Origin of the sequence: Burkholderia sp. BCC1996, assembly GCF_905339955.1 — a bacterium.
Taxonomy (GTDB): Bacteria; Pseudomonadota; Gammaproteobacteria; order Burkholderiales; family Burkholderiaceae; genus Burkholderia.
Genome location: NZ_CAJPHM010000021.1, coordinates 100321 through 116625 on the forward strand (window position 1 = coordinate 100321; position 16305 = coordinate 116625).

The 16305-nt window shown below is 70.1% G+C and carries 14 protein-coding genes; 5 read left to right on the forward strand and 9 right to left on the reverse strand.

Annotated features, from left to right (window positions below):
* Position 1: 1 nt before the first annotated feature.
* On the reverse strand, positions 2 to 1078 hold the full coding sequence (locus U4Z64_RS27470; protein ID WP_321821621.1) for a glycosyltransferase family 2 protein: 1077 nt from the start codon (positions 1076 to 1078) through the stop codon (positions 2 to 4).
* 289 nt (positions 1079 to 1367) lie between these two features.
* Here U4Z64_RS27470 and U4Z64_RS27475 point away from each other — a divergent pair, with 289 nt between their 5' ends.
* Positions 1368 to 1742 carry a phage protein NinX family protein gene (locus tag U4Z64_RS27475; RefSeq protein ID WP_321821622.1) on the forward strand — a complete coding sequence of 125 codons (375 nt, stop codon included), beginning with the start codon at positions 1368 to 1370 and terminating at the stop codon, positions 1740 to 1742.
* Positions 1743 to 1772: 30 nt separating this feature from the next.
* Here the strand turns inward: U4Z64_RS27475 and U4Z64_RS27480 are convergent, their stop codons facing one another.
* On the reverse strand, positions 1773 to 2762 hold the full coding sequence (locus U4Z64_RS27480) for an ABC transporter substrate-binding protein (RefSeq protein ID WP_321821623.1): 990 nt from the start codon (positions 2760 to 2762) through the stop codon (positions 1773 to 1775).
* A gap of 131 nt (positions 2763 to 2893) precedes the next feature.
* Positions 2894 to 3772 (reverse strand): LysR family transcriptional regulator, encoded by an 879-nt coding sequence (locus U4Z64_RS27485; RefSeq protein WP_321821624.1) that lies wholly within the window; start codon positions 3770 to 3772, stop codon positions 2894 to 2896.
* Between the two features lie 100 nt (positions 3773 to 3872).
* On the opposite strand from U4Z64_RS27485, the gene U4Z64_RS27490 reads away from it, so the two are divergent.
* Entirely contained in the window at positions 3873 to 5441 is a 1569-nt protein-coding gene (locus U4Z64_RS27490) for an MFS transporter (protein WP_321821625.1), read from the forward strand.
* Between the two features lie 90 nt (positions 5442 to 5531).
* On the opposite strand, the gene U4Z64_RS27495 is transcribed toward U4Z64_RS27490, so the two are convergent.
* From U4Z64_RS27495 to U4Z64_RS27505, 3 genes are read right to left on the reverse strand one after another with little or no spacing between them, the layout of a single operon-like run.
* Positions 5532 to 6704, reverse strand: a complete 1173-nt coding sequence (locus U4Z64_RS27495; RefSeq protein ID WP_321821626.1) for a LysR family transcriptional regulator — start codon at positions 6702 to 6704, stop codon at positions 5532 to 5534.
* Positions 6705 to 6728: 24 nt separating this feature from the next.
* Positions 6729 to 7457, reverse strand: a complete 729-nt coding sequence (locus U4Z64_RS27500; RefSeq protein WP_321821627.1) for an aspartate/glutamate racemase family protein — start codon at positions 7455 to 7457, stop codon at positions 6729 to 6731.
* Between the two features lie 22 nt (positions 7458 to 7479).
* The gene (locus tag U4Z64_RS27505) at positions 7480 to 9012 is read right to left on the reverse strand and encodes an NCS1 family nucleobase:cation symporter-1 (protein WP_321821628.1); all 1533 of its coding nucleotides are present in this window, start codon (positions 9010 to 9012) and stop codon (positions 7480 to 7482) included.
* A gap of 256 nt (positions 9013 to 9268) precedes the next feature.
* Here U4Z64_RS27505 and U4Z64_RS27510 point away from each other — a divergent pair, with 256 nt between their 5' ends.
* Positions 9269 to 9526: a hypothetical protein gene (locus tag U4Z64_RS27510; protein ID WP_082088451.1), complete on the forward strand. Its 258-nt coding sequence runs from the start codon at positions 9269 to 9271 to the stop codon at positions 9524 to 9526.
* Positions 9527 to 9716: 190 nt separating this feature from the next.
* The gene (locus tag U4Z64_RS27515; protein ID WP_044843885.1) at positions 9717 to 10283 is read left to right on the forward strand and encodes a DUF3005 domain-containing protein; all 567 of its coding nucleotides are present in this window, start codon (positions 9717 to 9719) and stop codon (positions 10281 to 10283) included.
* A gap of 59 nt (positions 10284 to 10342) precedes the next feature.
* Here the strand turns inward: U4Z64_RS27515 and U4Z64_RS27520 are convergent, their stop codons facing one another.
* A complete protein-coding gene (locus U4Z64_RS27520; protein ID WP_321821629.1) occupies positions 10343 to 11107 on the reverse strand; it encodes a DUF4397 domain-containing protein in 765 nt (254 codons plus the stop codon).
* A 454-nt stretch (positions 11108 to 11561) separates the two neighbouring features.
* A complete protein-coding gene (locus U4Z64_RS27525) occupies positions 11562 to 12869 on the reverse strand; it encodes an MFS transporter (protein WP_044843887.1) in 1308 nt (435 codons plus the stop codon).
* A gap of 534 nt (positions 12870 to 13403) precedes the next feature.
* Between U4Z64_RS27525 and U4Z64_RS27530 the strand changes: the two genes are divergently transcribed.
* Positions 13404 to 13850, forward strand: a complete 447-nt coding sequence (locus U4Z64_RS27530) for a MarR family winged helix-turn-helix transcriptional regulator (protein ID WP_044843888.1) — start codon at positions 13404 to 13406, stop codon at positions 13848 to 13850.
* Between the two features lie 36 nt (positions 13851 to 13886).
* On the opposite strand, the gene U4Z64_RS27535 is transcribed toward U4Z64_RS27530, so the two are convergent.
* The gene (locus U4Z64_RS27535) at positions 13887 to 16169 is read right to left on the reverse strand and encodes a xanthine dehydrogenase family protein molybdopterin-binding subunit (RefSeq protein WP_321821630.1); all 2283 of its coding nucleotides are present in this window, start codon (positions 16167 to 16169) and stop codon (positions 13887 to 13889) included.
* Positions 16170 to 16305: the final 136 nt, after the last annotated feature.

Consider the following 16305-nt stretch of genomic DNA (forward strand, 5'->3'; position numbering starts at 1 on the left):
TCTACTTGAACGACGCTTTGCGGGAGGCGGCGCCGGCGACTGCCGGCATCGCCGCCCGGCGGCGGGCCGCGGGCGTGCGCTTCAGCGGAAACTGCAGCAGCTTCGATGCCGGCTGGGCGGCGGCATCGCGCTCGGCTCGGTAGCGCCGCCTCACGAGATAGACGGGCCGCTGCTTGGACTCGTGATAGATCCGCCCGAGGTATTCGCCGATCACGCCGATGCCGATCAGCTGGATGCCGCCGACGAACAGCACGACGGAGATCAGCGACGGGTAGCCGTGCACCGGATTGCCGTACAGCAGCGTGCGCACCACGATGAAGGCGCCATACGCGAGCGACAGCATCGCGAACGTGAGACCGATGTAGGTCCACACGCGCAGCGGCACGGTGCTGAAGCTCGTGATGCCCTCGAGCGCGAAGTTCCAGCGTCGCCATCCGGAGAACTTCGAGCGGCCGCCGCTGCGCGGCGCACGCGTGTATTCGACGATAGCGGTGCGAAAGCCGACCCACGCGAACAGCCCCTTCATGAACCGCCGCCGCTCCGGCAGCGCGCGCAGCGCTTCGACGACCTCGCGATCCATCAGGCGGAAATCGCCGACGTTTTCCGGCATTTCGACTTCGGACAGCGCGTTGTGCACGCGATAGTAGAGCGCCGCCGCCGCGCGCTGCAGGTACGGGTCGCACATCCGGTCGGTGCGTTTCGCGGCGACGACTTCGGCACCGGCGCGCCAGTGTTCGATCATCGCGGGAATCAGGGCGGGAGGGTCCTGCAGGTCGGCGTCGATCAGGATCACCGCGGCGCCGGCGGCCTCGTCCAGGCCCGCGGTGAGCGCGGCTTCCTTGCCGAAGCGGCGTGTGAGATCCACGACGTGTACGCGCGCGTCGCGGGCGGCGATCGCGAGCAGCCGGTCGAGCGTGCGATCGCGGCTGCCGTCGTTGATGCAGACGATCTCGAAGCGGACCCCGCCGACCGACTCGAGAACGGGCAGCGTTTCGGCAAAGAACGCGTCGATCGCTTCCTCTTCGTCATGAAACGGCACGACGAGCGATATCAGCGGTTTCCTGGCGTGCGTGGACATGCTGCGGTCTCCCGAGAGATCCGGCCTGCGCTGCACCGTATGGTTCCGGTTGTCGTCCGCCGAACGGGCCCGGCCCGGTTCGGCGTGAATGCGGTTCCGGGGTGCGTGTCCACCGCCGCCCGGACGATACGTGTTGCGTTCATTGTACGCAGGAATCGCCGATTCGTAACACGTATCGGCGGTTTGGCACGACGGGCGCGCTTGCCGGGCAACGCACCGGTCGCGGCGTGGCCGGCGCATCGCGCGCGGCAGCGCTAGGATGGCGTTTTCACGACCGCGGGAGGGCGCGATGCAGGTTCACGATCTGGTCGGTGCGCCGCTCGATTTCTGGGTGGCGATGGCGGAAGCACTCGGCGCGCCGCGCGTCGACGCCGCGGGATGCACGGTCCTGCGCGAACCGGGCGGCACGCCGGTGCCGTACGCGCCGTCGTCGTCGTGGGTAGACGGCGGGCCGCTCGTCGAGCGTTTGCCGTTCGGCGCGTTCGAGCGCGACGGCGGGCACGGTGCGTGGCGCGCGGTGCTGCATCGGGCAGTGCCGGCGGCCGGCGAGCGCTGCACGTTCAACCAGTCGGGCCCGACGCTGCTGGTCGCCGCGATGCGCACGCTGGTTGCGTCGACGTTCGGCGACGACGTGCCGGATCTCGACATGGCGAAGCCGCGTTGAACGCCCGCACAGGCGACGACGTGCAGCCGGTTACGCGGCCGACAGGTTGCGCACCGCGATCGACGCGACGTCGACGCGCTTCGGCAGGATCGCGTCCGCGGCCGCGCGATCGGCGACGCGCTGCAGCACGTCGATGTCCGCGTCGGTGACGCCGCGCTGCGCGAGCGCCGCCCGGCGCGCGATGTCGGCGGCCGCCTCGCGCGGCAGGCGCGTGAGCGACGCATAGACGCTCGCGTAATCGGCGGGATGCCCGAGCGCCCACTGGCCGGCTCGGGTGAGCCGCGCGAGCACGTCCGACAGCGCCGCGCGCTTCGCGCGATCGTCGAGCGTCTCGACCGGCGACGTGAGGAACGCGAGCCCGGAATTGATCCCGCTGCCGTCGCGCACGATGCGCGCACCGCGCCGGACCACGTTGCCGTAATACGGATCGAAGGTCGCCCAGATACCGATCTGCTTCGCCTCAAATGCGGCGAACGCGTCGACCGGCAGCACGAAGCGCACGTCGACGTCGCCCGGCGCGAGGCCGTGTTCGCGCAGCGCGCCGTAGAGCTGGTATTGCGAGATGCTGCCGCGCGCCGACGACACGACGACGGTGCGCCCCTTCAGGTCGCCGACGGTGCGCACCGGCGAATCGGGCTGCACGACGATGCCGAGCGACGTCGGCGAGCCGACGCGCGTGGCCACGATCCGCAGCGCCGGATCGCCGAGCGCGGCCGTCAACACCGGCAGGTCGCCGGCCGGCGCGAGGTCGATCGCACCCGCGCGCTGTGCTTCGAACAGCGGCGCGGCGCCCTGGAAATTCGCCCAGCGAAACCGGTACGGCACGCCGTCGAGCACGCGCGCGGCTTCGGCCAGCGCGCGCAGGCCGCCGGCCTGGTCGCCGAGCACCAGCGTCACGTTGGACAGGTCGGGGCCGGCCGCGCGGACGGGCCGTGCGGCGGCGCCGGCAAGCGGTGCGGCGGCCAGGGCGGCCACGCGCAGCAGTGCGCGGCGGCGGGCCGGGGCGGAGGGCGAAGTCATCGGCGGCAGGTCCTCGGTGATCCGCGCGAGAGGCCGCGCGGCTGCCGGGCAGATTACGGAATCGGTTTCGCGCCGGCAAACATCGAATCGCGAAATGCTTATTCGCGCGTCCGTTATCGGCGAGACAGGCGCTAGCCCGCGGCAGGGACGGCGCGCAGGAACGCGCGTACCGCGGGCGCCTTCTCGAAGCGCCGGTGCGCGAGCGCGAGTTCGGACATGATCGGCTTGCCGGCGATCGGCCGGTACACGACGCCCGGCAACGACACGCAGTCGGCGAGCGCGTCCGGGATCACGGCGACCCAGCCGTTTACCGATACGCACGCGAGCACCGCGAGCAACCCGCCCGGCCGCGCGGCGATCACCGGCGCGAAGCGGCCGCGGCGCGCGACTTCGAGCGTGCCGCGCTCCTGTTCCGGCACGGCGAAGCGCGCGTCGGCGAGATCGGCGGCACGCACGGCGGTCATCGCCGCGTAACGCGAATCGGCCGGCACCGCCGCGACGAATACGTCGCGCTGCAGCGTGACGATCCGCAGCCCGCCCGGCAGCGGCAACGGCGGGCGCACGTACGCGAGGTCGAGCCGGCCCGCGTCGAGTTGTTTCGCGACGTCGTCCATCGGTACCTCGCGCAGGTTCAGCTCGATGCGCGGATGCGCGGCGCGGAACGCGCCGACCGTGCGCTGCAGCGTGCCCGAATAGACAGCCGACGACACGTAGCCGATCTCGATCCGGCCGAGTTCGCCGCGTTCGGCGAGCGTCGCGAGTTCGCGGCCGCGCTGCAGATGCTCGACCGCCGCGCGCGCCTCGGCGAGAAACGCAACGCCGGCCGCCGTCAGCGAAACCTCCCGGCGCGAGCGCTGGAACAGCCGCACGCCGAGCAGCCGCTCGGCTTCCTGGATCTGCCGCGTGAGCGCGGGCGGCGCCATGTCGAGCGCGTCGGCCGCGCGCGCGAAATGCAGGTGCTGCGCGACGCTCAGGAACGCGCGCACGTGACGGAATTCGAGCGGATTCATGATTGCAATTTTCGTTAATGAAACTGCATCGGTATGTCAATGACGGGTAATACCGGGCAAGCCTAGCATACGGCTCGTTCCTCTCGTTCCGGAGCCGTCGATGTCCCAGTCTTCTCCCGCCCCGCGCGCAGGCGCGCCTGCCGCCGCGCGCACGGGCACCCGCCTGCCGGCCGCCGCGACGCTCGCGGTCGCGTCGGCGACATGCTCGCTGATCGTGCTCGACACGAACGTCGTCGCCGTGTCGCTGCCGAGCATCGCGCGCGGCTTCCATGCGAGTTTCGCCGACATCGAATGGGTCGTGAGCGCCTACATGACCGCGTTCGCCGCATGCCTGCTGCCGGCCGGCGGGCTGGCCGACCGCTTCGGGCGCAAGCGCATGCTCGGCGCGGGGCTCGCGCTTTTTTCGCTCGCGTCGCTCGGGTGCGGGATCGCGCCGTCGGCCGGCTGGCTGATCGCCGCGCGCGCGGCAAAGGGCGGCGGGGCCGCGCTGTTGCTGACGGCCGCGCTCGCGGTGATCGCGAACCGCTTTCCGGACGGACGCGAACGGGCGCGTGCGTGGGCGATCTGGGGGATGTGCATGGGGATCGCGACGGCCGTCGCGCCGCTGGTCGGCGGCGCGATCACGCAGTGGATCGGCTGGCGCTGGGTGTTCCTGCTGAACCTGCCGGTGTGCGCGCTGCTCGCGGCCGGCGCGCGCGTCGCGATCGACGAGTCGCGCGATCCGCACGCGAAACGGGTGGATGCCGCCGGCAGCCTGCTGTTCGGCACGGCGCTCGCCGGTGCGATCGCGGCGCTGATCGGCGCGCCGTCGCATGGCTGGCTGTCGACCGCGACGCTCGGCCGGTTCGCGCTGGCCGCCGCGCTGCTGGCCGCGTTCATCGGTGCGGAGCGCTGGCAGGCGCGGCCCATGATCGATCTGGCGTTGTTCCGCCAGCCGCGCTTCGTCGGCGCCGTGCTCGCGATGTTCGGCTATGCGGCGTGCGCGCAGGTGATGATGACGTTCCTGCCGCTGTACCTGCAGAACGCGTTCGGGATGTCCGCGATCGACGCGGGGCTCGGGATGCTGCCGTTCGCGTTCGCGATGATCGCCGGGCCCTCGCTCGGCGGCCTGCTCGCCGCGCGCGTATCGTCCGGCGGCGTGCTGGCGGGCGGGCTCGCACTGATCGGCGCGGGCAATCTCGCGACCGCGGCGCTGACGGCCGGCGGCGACTACCGGCTCGTCGCGCTCGGCATGTTCGTGACCGGCTGCGGCGCGGGCATCATGAACGGCGACACGCAGAAGGCGATCATGGCGTGCGTGCCGCCGAGCCGGACCGGGATGGCGTCGGGCATCAGCACGACCACGCGCTTCTCGGCGATCGTGACGGCCGTCGGCGTGCTCGGCGCGGTGCTGGCCGTCAGCACGCACGCGCACCTCGACCGGCTGCTGTCCGCCGCGCCGGGCATGCGCGCGTTCGTCGACGCGCCGTTCATGTCGAGCCTGCTGGCCGGCGATCTCGCGCAGGCGCTCGCGCACGTGCCGCCGTCGGCCGCGCGCACGCTTGCCGATGCGGCACCCGCGGCCTTCGCGAGCGGATTCGCCGCGGCGCTGACGGTCAGCGGCGTGCTCGCGCTTGCCGTCGCCGTCATCGCATACAAGTTGCTTGCGCAACCGATGCGCGACGCGTGATGCGTTCGGCGGGCGTTTACGCCCCGCTCGTTGCGCGCGACGATACGGAGCCACCGGGCTTGCGCGTTCAGGTTGTCGTCGGCGATCGATTCAGCGCGACTTCGTCGCGACGCGATGAACGCGCGCCGCGTGCGCGACACGCGGCCGTTGCGATGCACCGCAATGCGTCGCCTGCCGGCGGCGCGTGCGTCGGGTCGGTTCCGGCGCGGCTTCGGCGATCGGCACGTTCGCCCGCGCATCCGCATTCGCATTCGCGGCAACCGCCGCGACAGCCGGCTGCGTGGCCTCCGCGTCGAGCCAGCCGCGCGTCGCCTCCGCGATCAGCCCGCGCAGCCAGCGAACACCGTCGACGCAGGCGCCCGACTCATTCCACGTCATCCGGTACACGATCGCGGGCGGCTCGGCCGGCAGCGCCACCGCGCCGAGCGGCAGCAGCTTCGCGTAGTGGCGCGCGAGCCGGTACGTGGTGGTGAGGATCAGGTCGGAGCGCACGAGCGCATGCGCGGCGAGTTCGAAGTGCGGCAGCGTGACGACGATCCGCCGCTGCAGGCCGACGCGTTCGAGCTGCTGGTCGATCGCGCCGGACGCTTCGAGCCACGACGGTGTCGGGCACAGCTGCGCGGCGCGCGCGAATTCGGCGGCCGTCATCGCGCCGCGCCGTGCGAGCGGATGCGTGGCGCGCATCAGGCATACGACGCGATCGTCGAACAGGTCGTCCTGCCGGAACCGCGACAGGCGGGCAGGGCGGTTGTCGATCACGACGTCGAGCTCGCCGTCGGCGAGCGCGCGTTCGTCGTCGTAGCCGTCGCCGAGCGGATGGAACACGAGTTGCGCGTTCGGCGCGCGTTCGCGGAACAACGCGACGAGCTTCGGCACGAACAGCACGTTCAGGTAGTCGGGGCAACCGATCCGGTAGGTGCGCACCGACGTGCGCGCGTCGAAGCTCGGCTGCTGGATGCGGATGAAGTCGATCACGCGCAGCGCGTTGCGCAGCGGCTCGATCAGCCGCGCGCCGAACTCGGTCGGCACCATGCCGTAGCGGCTGCGCACCAGCAGCGGATCGCCGAGCAGCGTGCGCAGCCGCTTGAGCGCGGCGCTCGTCGCCGGCTGCGACATGTTCAGCCGCACGGCCGCGCGCGACACGGTGCGCTCGGTGAGCAGCACGAGCAGGATGCGCATCAGGCGCGCGTCCAGACCGTCGAGCGCACTCCTTGCGTCGGACGCATCGAGGGACAGGCCGTTCGGCGCCGGTGCGTCCCGCATGTCGCTACGCGTTCCCGCGGCCCGTCATTTGACGAAGGTGCCCGGCCAGCCGACGATCCGCTTCGGGCGCGGCGGCGCATAGGTGCGGACCTTCGACGTCTTCAGCTTCAGGCGCACCAGCGATTCCGCGAGCGCGATCGCGGCCGACACGCCGTCGACGACGGGCACGCCCGTGCATTCCTCGATCTGCCGGTCGAGGCCGGCCATCCCGCCGCAGCCGAGGCAGATCACTTCCGCGCGATCGTCCTTCACCGCGCGCGCGGCCTGGTCGACGATCGACTCGATCGCGCGGGCAGGGTTCTCCTCGAGCTCGAGCACCGCGAGACCGCTCGCGCGCACCGACGCGCAGCGCGCGTCGAGCCCCGCGAGCTTCAGGCGATCCTCGATCAGCGGCACCGTGCGGTCGAGCGTCGTGACGACCGAGTAGCGGTGGCCGAGCAGCATCGCGATGCTCGCGGCCGCTTCGGTGATGTCGACGACCGGCACCGTCAGCAGTTCCTGCAGCCCTTCGCGGCCGTGTTCGCCGTAGCCGGCCTGGATCACCGCGTCGTATGGCTCGTCGTAGCTCAACACGCGATCCATCACGGCGATCGCCGCGAGGTAGCTCTCGAAATTGCCTTCGACCGATTCCGCGCCGAAGTGCGGCGTCAGCCCGACGATCTCGGTGCCCGGCGACGCGGCGGCCCGCGCCTGCGCGGCGATGGCGTCGGTGATCGACGCGGTCGTGTTGACGTTGACTACCAGGATTCTCATCGGTGCACTCCGTATGCTGCGTTCAGTGTCGGGCGCAGGCGACCGCGATGGGTTCGCCCGAGCGCTCGTCGTATTGCCGTTTGCGATCGGCCGTCAGCCAGTACACGCTGCCCGCGATGGCCGCGCCGAGCAGCCAGGAGAACGGCGTCATCGCGCTGAAGGCCGGCACGACGGCGAGCGTGATCGAGATCAGCGCGGACGGCACGAGCGCCGCGAGCGCCTTGCGGTTCACGCCGCGCGTGTAGAAATAGGCGCCGGTCGGTGCTTCGGTGTACAGATCGGGCACGTTCACGCGCTGCTTGCGCACGAGCCAGTAGTCGACCGTGATGATCCCGTACAGCGGGCCGAGCAGCGCGCCGAGGCCGGACAGGAAGTAGACGATCACGATCGGGCTGTTGTACAGGTTCCACGGCAGGATCAGCACCGCGACCGTCGCGCTGATCAGGCCCGCGCGGCGGAACGTCAGGCGGTGGGGCGCGAGGCTCGTCAGCACGAAGGCCGGCGCGACGAAGTTCGCCATGATGTTCACCGCGACCGTCACGATCAGGAATGCGAGGCAACCGAGCACGAGGAACAGCTTGTTCGGCACCGTCGCGATGATTTCCGTCGGGCTGTGGATGATCTGGCCGTTCAGCTTGAACTGCGCGCCCGCGAGCACGAAGCTGATCGTCGCGAACACCAGGATGTTCACCGGCAGGCCCCAGAAGTTGCCGACCCGCACCGTCTTCGCGCTCGGCGACGCGCGCGCGAAATCGCAGAAGTTGAGCACCAGCGTGCCGTAGATTGCAAGCCACAGCGCGCCGCCCGCGAACACTTCGGTCCACATCTTCAGGCCGGTCATCGGCTTGCCGATCGACATCGCGAGATGGCCGCCGGTGCGGCTGAACATCCATGCGGCGAGCGACAGCGTCGTGACGAGGATGATCGGGCCGGCGAGCCCTTCGTACTTGCGGACCATCTCCATCCCGTAGGTGAGGATGCCGATCTGCACCAGCCAGATCGCGACGAACGTCACCCAGCCGAGCGTCGACAGCCCGCAGATCGCGTTCTGGTCGAACGCGGCGAGGCCCGGCCAGATCGCGGTGAGCAGCACGCGCAGCACGACCGACGCGAGATAGGTCTGGATGCCGAACCATGCGATCGCGATCACCGCGCGGATCATCGCGGGCAACAGCGCGCCGTAGATGCCGAAGCTCATCCGGCTGATCACCGGGAACGGCACGCCGGTCTTCTGGCCCATGTAGCCGGTGAGGTTCATGAAGCCGTACACCAGCACCGCGCCGATCGCGAGCGATGCGAGCATCTGCCACCCCGACAGGCCGAGCGCGAACAGCCCGATCGCGAACGAGTAGTTCGCGATGTTGTGCACGTCGTTGGTCCACAGCGCGAAGATGCTGTACCGGCCCCAGGTGCGGCCCTCCGCCTTGGTCGGCGCGAGGTCGGGGTTGTGCAGCCGGGGGCTCAGCGCGGGGTCGCGCGCGGCGGTACCGGTTCGATGCAATGCGTCGTCCGCGCCGAGCACGATGCCCGCGCGGTGGGTGGCTTCCAGTTGCACGCGTTGTCTCCTTCCATGTGCGGGGCGCGAACCGGCAGCGTGTGCACGCAGCGCAGGCCCGGCCGCCGTGGACGTGATGTCTCGGATTTGTTCGCGAGTATGGGTGGCCGTCGCGGCGATGGGAAATTAAATATTCGGCTGGGGGGCATTTGAAAAATGAATGGGGCTGGGTCGCCGGCGGTGGCGATGGAGGAGATGGACGGCACGCGCATTGCTCGCCACAGGTCTCCATCCAGTCGACATCAGCGGAGGTGTCATGCAGCGATATTCCATTCGTCACGTATCGCGGGTCGTCTTCGCCGGCATCCTGATTGCCGGCCTGGCGGTGGGTGCGGGTTGTCAGAAGAAGAGCGAGAGCGACACCACTACCGGCGGGAGCTCAACCGGCTCCACCAGCAGCATGGCGCCGGCGCCGTCTACCGCGCCGTCGGGCATGCCGGGCAGCGGCACGGCCGGCGGCCCGGCGAGCATGCCCGGCGCCGCTTCCGCGCCCGCGGGAGCAAGCGGCGGCTGACGGTCGGCGCGGGCGGCATGCGCGGGCCCGTCGCCCGCGTGCCGCCGGGGCTGTCGGCGCGGCACGCGTGTCGCAGGGCACGCGTGGGCGGCGCCGTGCGCGTGAAAGATTTGCAACGACCGTTGTAGCGATTCCCGGACCGGCGCCGGCTGCATCCCGCCGGCGCACGCCGTCCGGAACAGGAGGTGCGATGCACAACGCGGAATCGAACCCAACCCCGAAACAGCAGCGCGAACAGATCGCGAAGAGCCCGGTGCAGACGCCGGCGGCCGGCGACATGCCCGATGCGGCGACCCAGGCCGCCGAGGTCGCCGAAGCCGCCGAGGTCACGAAGCGGGCGCTGACCCCTGAGGCCGTCGCGGCGAAGACGCCGACCGGCCTGCCGCCAATCGACGTCGGCGCGCATGCGGTCGACAGCGGCGATCCGGTGCGTCGCGCCAGCGGCAGGATCGTGACGCTCGACAACGCGAACATGGCGATGACCGACAACACGGTCGACGTCGACGGCAAGGGCATGGAGGCGCGCAGCGGCGCGACCGAGTGGCACGACAACGTGATCTATTCGAATGCGTCGCTCGACGACGCGGTCGAGACGCCCGACGAAGGGCTCGGCGGCATCGACAGCCGGCCGGGCGGCAACGTGCCGCAGATTGCGACGCGGCCGGGCTGGCGCGTCCGGCATGTCGGCGATGTCGATGTCGAGCACGGCGACGGCACGCGGGTCGAGCACGTGATCCGTCTCGAGCGGACCGACTGAGGACTGTCGAGGGCTGCCAGGCGGACCGCCGGCCGGCGGTCCGCCGAAGCCGTTATCCGTTATTGCGGGCCGAGTTCCTGCGCGGACGTGTCCGCATCGTTGCCCTGCGCGACGAGCACGTGAATGTCGTTCGGCGTCACGTCGCCGATGCCGCCCGCCGGAATCGTCACCAGCAACCAGTCGGCGTTGTTGTTGATTGCGACCGGCGCGGTCTTCAGGATCGGCGCCTTGCTGCCGGCCGTCGTGACGACCACCTGGTAGGTTCCGCCGTTCAGGTAGATGGAATCCTGTGTGGATGCCGGCACGGCGTTCTGATACGCGGCGCCCGCCAGCGTCGGGCTTTGCGTGTTGATGTCGGTGCCCGGCGGCACGACGTACACGTCGACGTTCTGCGTGTTCGGCGACGCGTTGAAGCTGCGCACGCGCGCCTTGTCGGACAGCAGCTTCTTGTCGAACGGATCGTCGATCAGCGAAATCGCCGACGAGGTGCTCGGCAACGCGATGGTGGTGTAGTGATGACCGTTCGCCGCGCCGAACGACTGCGACGCGACGGTCGCGGTCGTTCCCGATACGTCGTAACTGGCGGTCTGCGTGCCCGAATCGATGTCGTGATAACGGGTCACACCCTTGTACGCGACACCCGACGCATCGAGCTTCGCGTTCAGGTAGTAGTCGAGATTCGGGCCGGCCGGCACCGCGTTGATGAAGCGCGCCTGCGGCTTCGAGATGCCGAGCACGGTGCCGACGTCGTTGCTGTCTCCGCCGCACGCCGTGAGTACGGAAATGACCGAGCACAGGGCCACTATCGTTCGTATGGATTTCATGTCGTCCTCTCGTTCAGGGGGAACCCTGCTTGCGATGCGGGATCGCCGCGCGAGGACTCGCGCGGTGTGCAGCGCCGGGTTGAAGGAAGGATTGCCGTCCGCCCCGGGGGGGCGGGCGCGTTGATATCGCAAACGACGTGCCTGCACGGCAGCACATGCGCACGCGCCGGTGTGGCGGGATGCGGCGCGAGGAGGTGCGGCATGCCGTGCGCGAACACGCGCGCGAGGTGACGTGTTTGTAAAAAGGCAGTGCGGCACGTCGCGAGGCGACCCGTGCGCGAGTGCGGCGCCCAGGAAAGCTGTTCAAGCCGTCAGCCGGGGGCGCTGTGACGAATGCGGAAGGGCGAGAGGGGGCATGCGCGCATATCGTTGGGCACGCATCGATACGCGGAGAGTCGTGCGAATTGTACGAATCGCGCGCGACGACCTCGGGTCGCCGCGCGCATGGAGCACATCAGCGGTTCACGAGCTTTGCGGGATACGCGAGCGCGAGCGCGCATCCGACCAGCATGCATGCGGCGAAGCCGTACAGCCCCGCGCTTTGCGAATGGAACGTGTCGCGCAGCCAGCCAATGAAGTAGGTGCTGCCGAAGCCGCCGAGGTTCGCGATCGAGCACGCGAACGCGATCCCGCCGGCGGCGGCCGAGCCCTTCAGGAACGTGGACGGCAGCGCCCAGACGACCGGCATCGCGGCGGCCGCGCCCGCGTTGATCAGCGAGAACAGCAGCACGGTCGCGAGCGTGCCGTGCGACGACGCGGCGGCGAATGCGAGCGCGACGGCCGACACCAGGAACGGCACGACGATATGCCAGCGGCGCTCGCGCGCGCGGTCGGAGCTCGCGCCGCAATACAGCGTCGCGAGCACGGCCGCGGCATTCGGGATCACCATCAGCCAGCCGATGTGATACGCGTCCTTCACGCCGGTGTCGCGCAGGATCGTCGGCAGCCAGAAGCTCACCGCATACAGCCCGAGCAGCACGCACAGGTCGATGAGGCCGAGTGCCCACACCTTCGGATCGGAGAACGCGCGGCCGAGCGCGTGGCTCTTGTTGCCGGACGGATCGGCGTCGAGGTTCGCGCGCAGCGTGCGCTGCTCGTCCGCGTTCAGCCAGCGCGCGGTCTCGATGCTGTTGGGCAGCCAGCGCAGCACCGCGAAGCCGAGCAGCACCGACGGCAATGCCTCGAGCAGGAACAGCCACTGCCAGCCGCCGAGCCCGTGGGCGCCGTCGAACGCACGCATGATCCAGCCGGAGATCGGGCTGCCGATCATGCTCGACAGCGGCAGCCCGACCATGAACAGCGCGACGATGCGTGCGCGGCGCGCATCGGGATACCACTGGGTCAGGTACAGCAGCACGCCGGGCAGGAAGCCGGCTTCGGCGGCGCCGAGCAGGAAGCGCACGACGTAGAACTGCATCGGCGTATGCACGAACATCGTCGCGCCCGACAGCAGGCCCCACGTGATCATGATCCGTGCGATCCACAGCTTCGCGCCGACGCGCTGCAGCACCAGATTGCTCGGGACTTCGAACAGGATGTAGCCGGCGAAGAACAGGCCGGCGCCGAGCCCGTACACGGTGTCGCTGAACTTCAGCGCGTCGAGCATCTGCAGCTTCGCGAGCCCGATGTTGATGCGGTCGAGATAGGCCGCGAAATAGCACAGGCAGAACAGTGTGATCAGGCGCAGCGTGACCTTGCGGTAGAGCGCGCCGTGCAGCGTGTCGTCGGCGGAGACGGCGGCGCTCGGGTGTGCGGTAGACATGGGATTGCCCCTGTTCGAATGTGACGGATGAAGTGGGTGGCCGTTCGACGCGAGCGAAGGTTCGCCGCGCGCTGGAGTCTGTATAGCACGCCAATTACATAGCGTACACACTATAAAATACGGAATCGCGCAGGCATGAAAGTGAACGCGCCAGGATCGATCGATAAACCAGATAAACCCGGAATTTTTCGGGGATTAATCTGGAATGTGCACATGACAACATGGATTTTCCCACCCGGAGGCATGCACGAAATTCGTGCGTATACGCTCAAAAGTGGAGTGTGTGAGCGCCAGTGATTCGGCGTTCGGAGCGCGCGCGTCCGGCAGCCCGCCGGATCGCGCGAGCCGCGGGCGTTGCAGCGGCGATGTCCGCGAGCAGGCCGACATAGTCGGGCGCTTGTCGGGCGCGACGCGGGTAGGGCGCGAAGAACCCTGACGCACCGCAACGAAGCAGCGGCCGCGTGACCGGATGCACCGATTTGAGGGTGTACACTGCTTGCCTTTCCCATTCATGCCGCGCGAGCCTTCATCTTCATGGCGTCTTCCAAGGATTCCTACGACTTTCACGACCAGGTCGGGCACCTGCTGCGCCGTGCCTATCAGCGGCACGTCGCGATCTTCCAGGAAGCGATCCCCGATTCGGACCTGACGGCCGCGCAGTTCGTCGCGCTGTGCGCGGTCAAGGAAAAGCAGGCGTGTTCGCTGAACGACATCGTGAAGGCGACCGCGATCGACCAGGCGACCATTCGCGGCGTCGTCGAGCGCTTGAAGACGCGCGCGCTGGTCGAGGTGCTGCCCGACCCGAACGACGGCCGCAAGCTGATCGTGCGCGCGACCGCGGCGGGCCTCGCGCTGATCGACCGCACGGTGCCGTTCGCGCGGCAGGTGACCGAGCGCACGTACGGGCCGCTCAATCCGGGCGAACGCGTCGCATTGCAGTACCTGCTGCGCAAGATGATGGAGGCCGACGGCGACGCGTGACGCGCGGCGCCGTCCGGCCCTCGATGCAAACCGGCCTCATGCGGCGCTTGCGGCGACACTCGCTTCGGTAGCCGGAAGCCGGCCGGCCTCGCGCAGCGCGGCGCGCACCGTCTCGGGCGTGAACGGCGGCGCGTAGAAGCGCACGCCGGTCGCATCGAACAGCGCATTCGCGACGGCGGCGGGCCCCGGCACCGACGCCGATTCGCCCGCGCCGAGCGGCGGTTCGCCTTGCCGCGGCATCAGCACCACGTCGACGTCCGGCACTTCGTCGAAAGTCAGGATCGGATAACTCGCCCATTCGCGCGACGCGACCTTGCCGTCGGCAAACCGCACGCGCTCCTTCAGCGTGCGGCTCAATACCTGGATCACGTTGCCGTGGATCTGGTGGCGCACGCCGTCGGGGTTGATCATCGTGCCGGTGTCCTGGCCGACCGTCACGCGTTCGATGCGGATCTCGCCCGACACGCGATCGACGCTCAGGTCGACGATCCATGCGGACCAGGCCGCGCCGAAACCGGGGAAGCGGCTGTGGACGTAGCGTGCGTAGGCGATACCACGTCCGCGGACGACGCGCGCTGCTTGCGCTTCATTTCCGCGATCCACGCGCCGCGGCGTCCAGCCCGCGCGATCGGCGACGGCCTGCAGCAGTTCGGTCGCGCGCGTGTCCTTGAGATGGCGCAGCCGGAACGCGAGCGGATCGATGCCGGCCAGCGCCGCGCATTCGTCGACGAACGCGTCGTGCGCGAACGAGTTCGGCAATGCCGACACGCCGCGCAGCCACGAGGCGCGCACGAGCGGCGCGAGATCCTCGCAGACGAAGCGGCGGTTCGGGCTTTCATACGGCGACACGGCGGTGCGGTCGCCCATTTCGAACACGCGCGGTTCGGGCGCGATCGCGCCGGTCAGGAGCGTCGCGAGCAGCGGCGCGTCGTTCGACGGATAGCGCGTCGTGAAGTCGTAGCCGAGCAGGCGGCCGTCGCGCGTCACGGTGCCCGTCACCTGCATCAGCTGCCCGGCGCCCTTCGGTTCCCACAGATGCTCGTCCGCGCGCGACAGCTGCACGCGCACCGGGCGGCCGACCGCGCGCGACAGCAGCAGCGCGTCGCCGCAGACGTCGTCCGCGCCGTTGCGGCCGTAGCAGCCGGCCGCTTCCATCCGCACGATGTCGATATCGGCTTCGTCGCGCGCCACGAGCGTCGCGAGGTCGTAGCGCAGCGATACGGGGTTCTGGGTGCCGGACCATACGGTGATCCGGCCGTCGCCGGGCGCGCGATAGTCGGCGAGCGCGCACGACGGGCCGATCGAGCCGTGCATCTGGAACGGCCACGCATAGGTGCGCGACAGCGTGATCGTGCCGGGTTGCGCGCGCGCGGCGTCGACGTCGCCTTCGTCGAGCAGCAACCGGCGTTGCGCGGGCGCGGCGGCGATCGCGGCCGCGGGCGTGTGGAGCGGCGGCAGCGCGGGGTGCGGGCGCCACGTGACGCGCAACTGACGTGCCGCGCGGATCGCGTGTTCCTCGCGCTCGGCGACGACGCCGACGAAGTCGCCGAGCGCGACGACCGCCACGAGCCCGGGCACGTCGGCGACCGACGCGCGATCGACGTCGACCAGCGACGTGCCGACGAACGCGCCGCTGTCGTGGCCCGCATACGGCGGCCGCACGACGCGGCCGTGCAGCATGCCCGGCACGCGCATGTCGTGCACGAACGTGAGCTGGCCGGTGGCTTTCGCAGGCAGGTCGACGCGCGGCGACGACCGGCCGACGATCCGGTAGCGGGCGGGATCCTTCGTGCGGGCGTTCAGGTCGAGCGTGAGCGCGATGCGGCGCGCCGCGACGAGCGCGGCGAACGTTGCGGTGTGCCCGCCGGCCGGCGCTGCGATCGTCCCGTCGTCGATGCTCAGTTGCGCGGGGTCGACACCGAAGCGCTCGGCGGCCAGCGCCAGCAGCGCGTGGCGTGCCTGCGCGGCCGCGCAGCGCAGCGGCGTCGCGGAAATCTGGATCGTCGCGCTCGCGATGGTCGGACCCTGGTTCGGCGTCGCGGCCGTATCGCCGAGCACCATCGTCACGCGCGCGGCCGGCACGTCGAGCTCTTCGGCCACGATCTGCGCGAGCGACGTGCGGATGCCGGTGCCGAGGTCGACGTGGCCGTTGAACGCGAGGATGCGTCCGTCGTCGAGGATCGCGACGAACACCTCGGGCAGCGCCGGCACGTACGACGACAGGCTGCCCGGCTGGCCGGGCGCCGGCCTGGGCGGCGGCGCGGGCCGCCGGATCACGGTCAGGCAGCCGTCGCGCGCAAGCAGTTCGGAGCGGTTCACGGTTCAGGTGTCCTGTCGGGGAGGGCGCGACCGGCGGCCGGTCGCGGCGGCTGCGGCGCTGCTGCCGCGTGCCGCGCACGGGGCGACGGCCCGGGCGTGCGCGATGGCGCACGCGGTCAATCTAGGCCGCCAAAAG

Excerpts from the sequence above, each read along its gene's own strand:
- U4Z64_RS27485 (WP_321821624.1), bottom strand. The coding sequence starts at position 3,772 with ATGAATCCGCTCGAATTCCGTCACGTGCGCGCGTTCCTGAGCGTCGCG.
- U4Z64_RS27515 (WP_044843885.1), top strand. The coding sequence starts at position 9,717 with ATGCACAACGCGGAATCGAACCCAACCCCGAAACAGCAGCGCGAACAG.
- U4Z64_RS27530 (WP_044843888.1), top strand. The coding sequence starts at position 13,404 with ATGGCGTCTTCCAAGGATTCCTACGACTTTCACGACCAGGTCGGGCAC.
- U4Z64_RS27470 (WP_321821621.1), bottom strand. The coding sequence starts at position 1,078 with ATGTCCACGCACGCCAGGAAACCGCTGATATCGCTCGTCGTGCCGTTT.
- U4Z64_RS27525 (WP_044843887.1), bottom strand. The coding sequence starts at position 12,869 with ATGTCTACCGCACACCCGAGCGCCGCCGTCTCCGCCGACGACACGCTG.
- U4Z64_RS27500 (WP_321821627.1), bottom strand. The coding sequence starts at position 7,457 with ATGAGAATCCTGGTAGTCAACGTCAACACGACCGCGTCGATCACCGAC.
- U4Z64_RS27495 (WP_321821626.1), bottom strand. The coding sequence starts at position 6,704 with ATGCGGGACGCACCGGCGCCGAACGGCCTGTCCCTCGATGCGTCCGAC.
- U4Z64_RS27480 (WP_321821623.1), bottom strand. The coding sequence starts at position 2,762 with ATGACTTCGCCCTCCGCCCCGGCCCGCCGCCGCGCACTGCTGCGCGTG.
- U4Z64_RS27490 (WP_321821625.1), top strand. The coding sequence starts at position 3,873 with ATGTCCCAGTCTTCTCCCGCCCCGCGCGCAGGCGCGCCTGCCGCCGCG.
- U4Z64_RS27475 (WP_321821622.1), top strand. The coding sequence starts at position 1,368 with ATGCAGGTTCACGATCTGGTCGGTGCGCCGCTCGATTTCTGGGTGGCG.
- U4Z64_RS27510 (WP_082088451.1), top strand. The coding sequence starts at position 9,269 with ATGCAGCGATATTCCATTCGTCACGTATCGCGGGTCGTCTTCGCCGGC.
- U4Z64_RS27520 (WP_321821629.1), bottom strand. The coding sequence starts at position 11,107 with ATGAAATCCATACGAACGATAGTGGCCCTGTGCTCGGTCATTTCCGTA.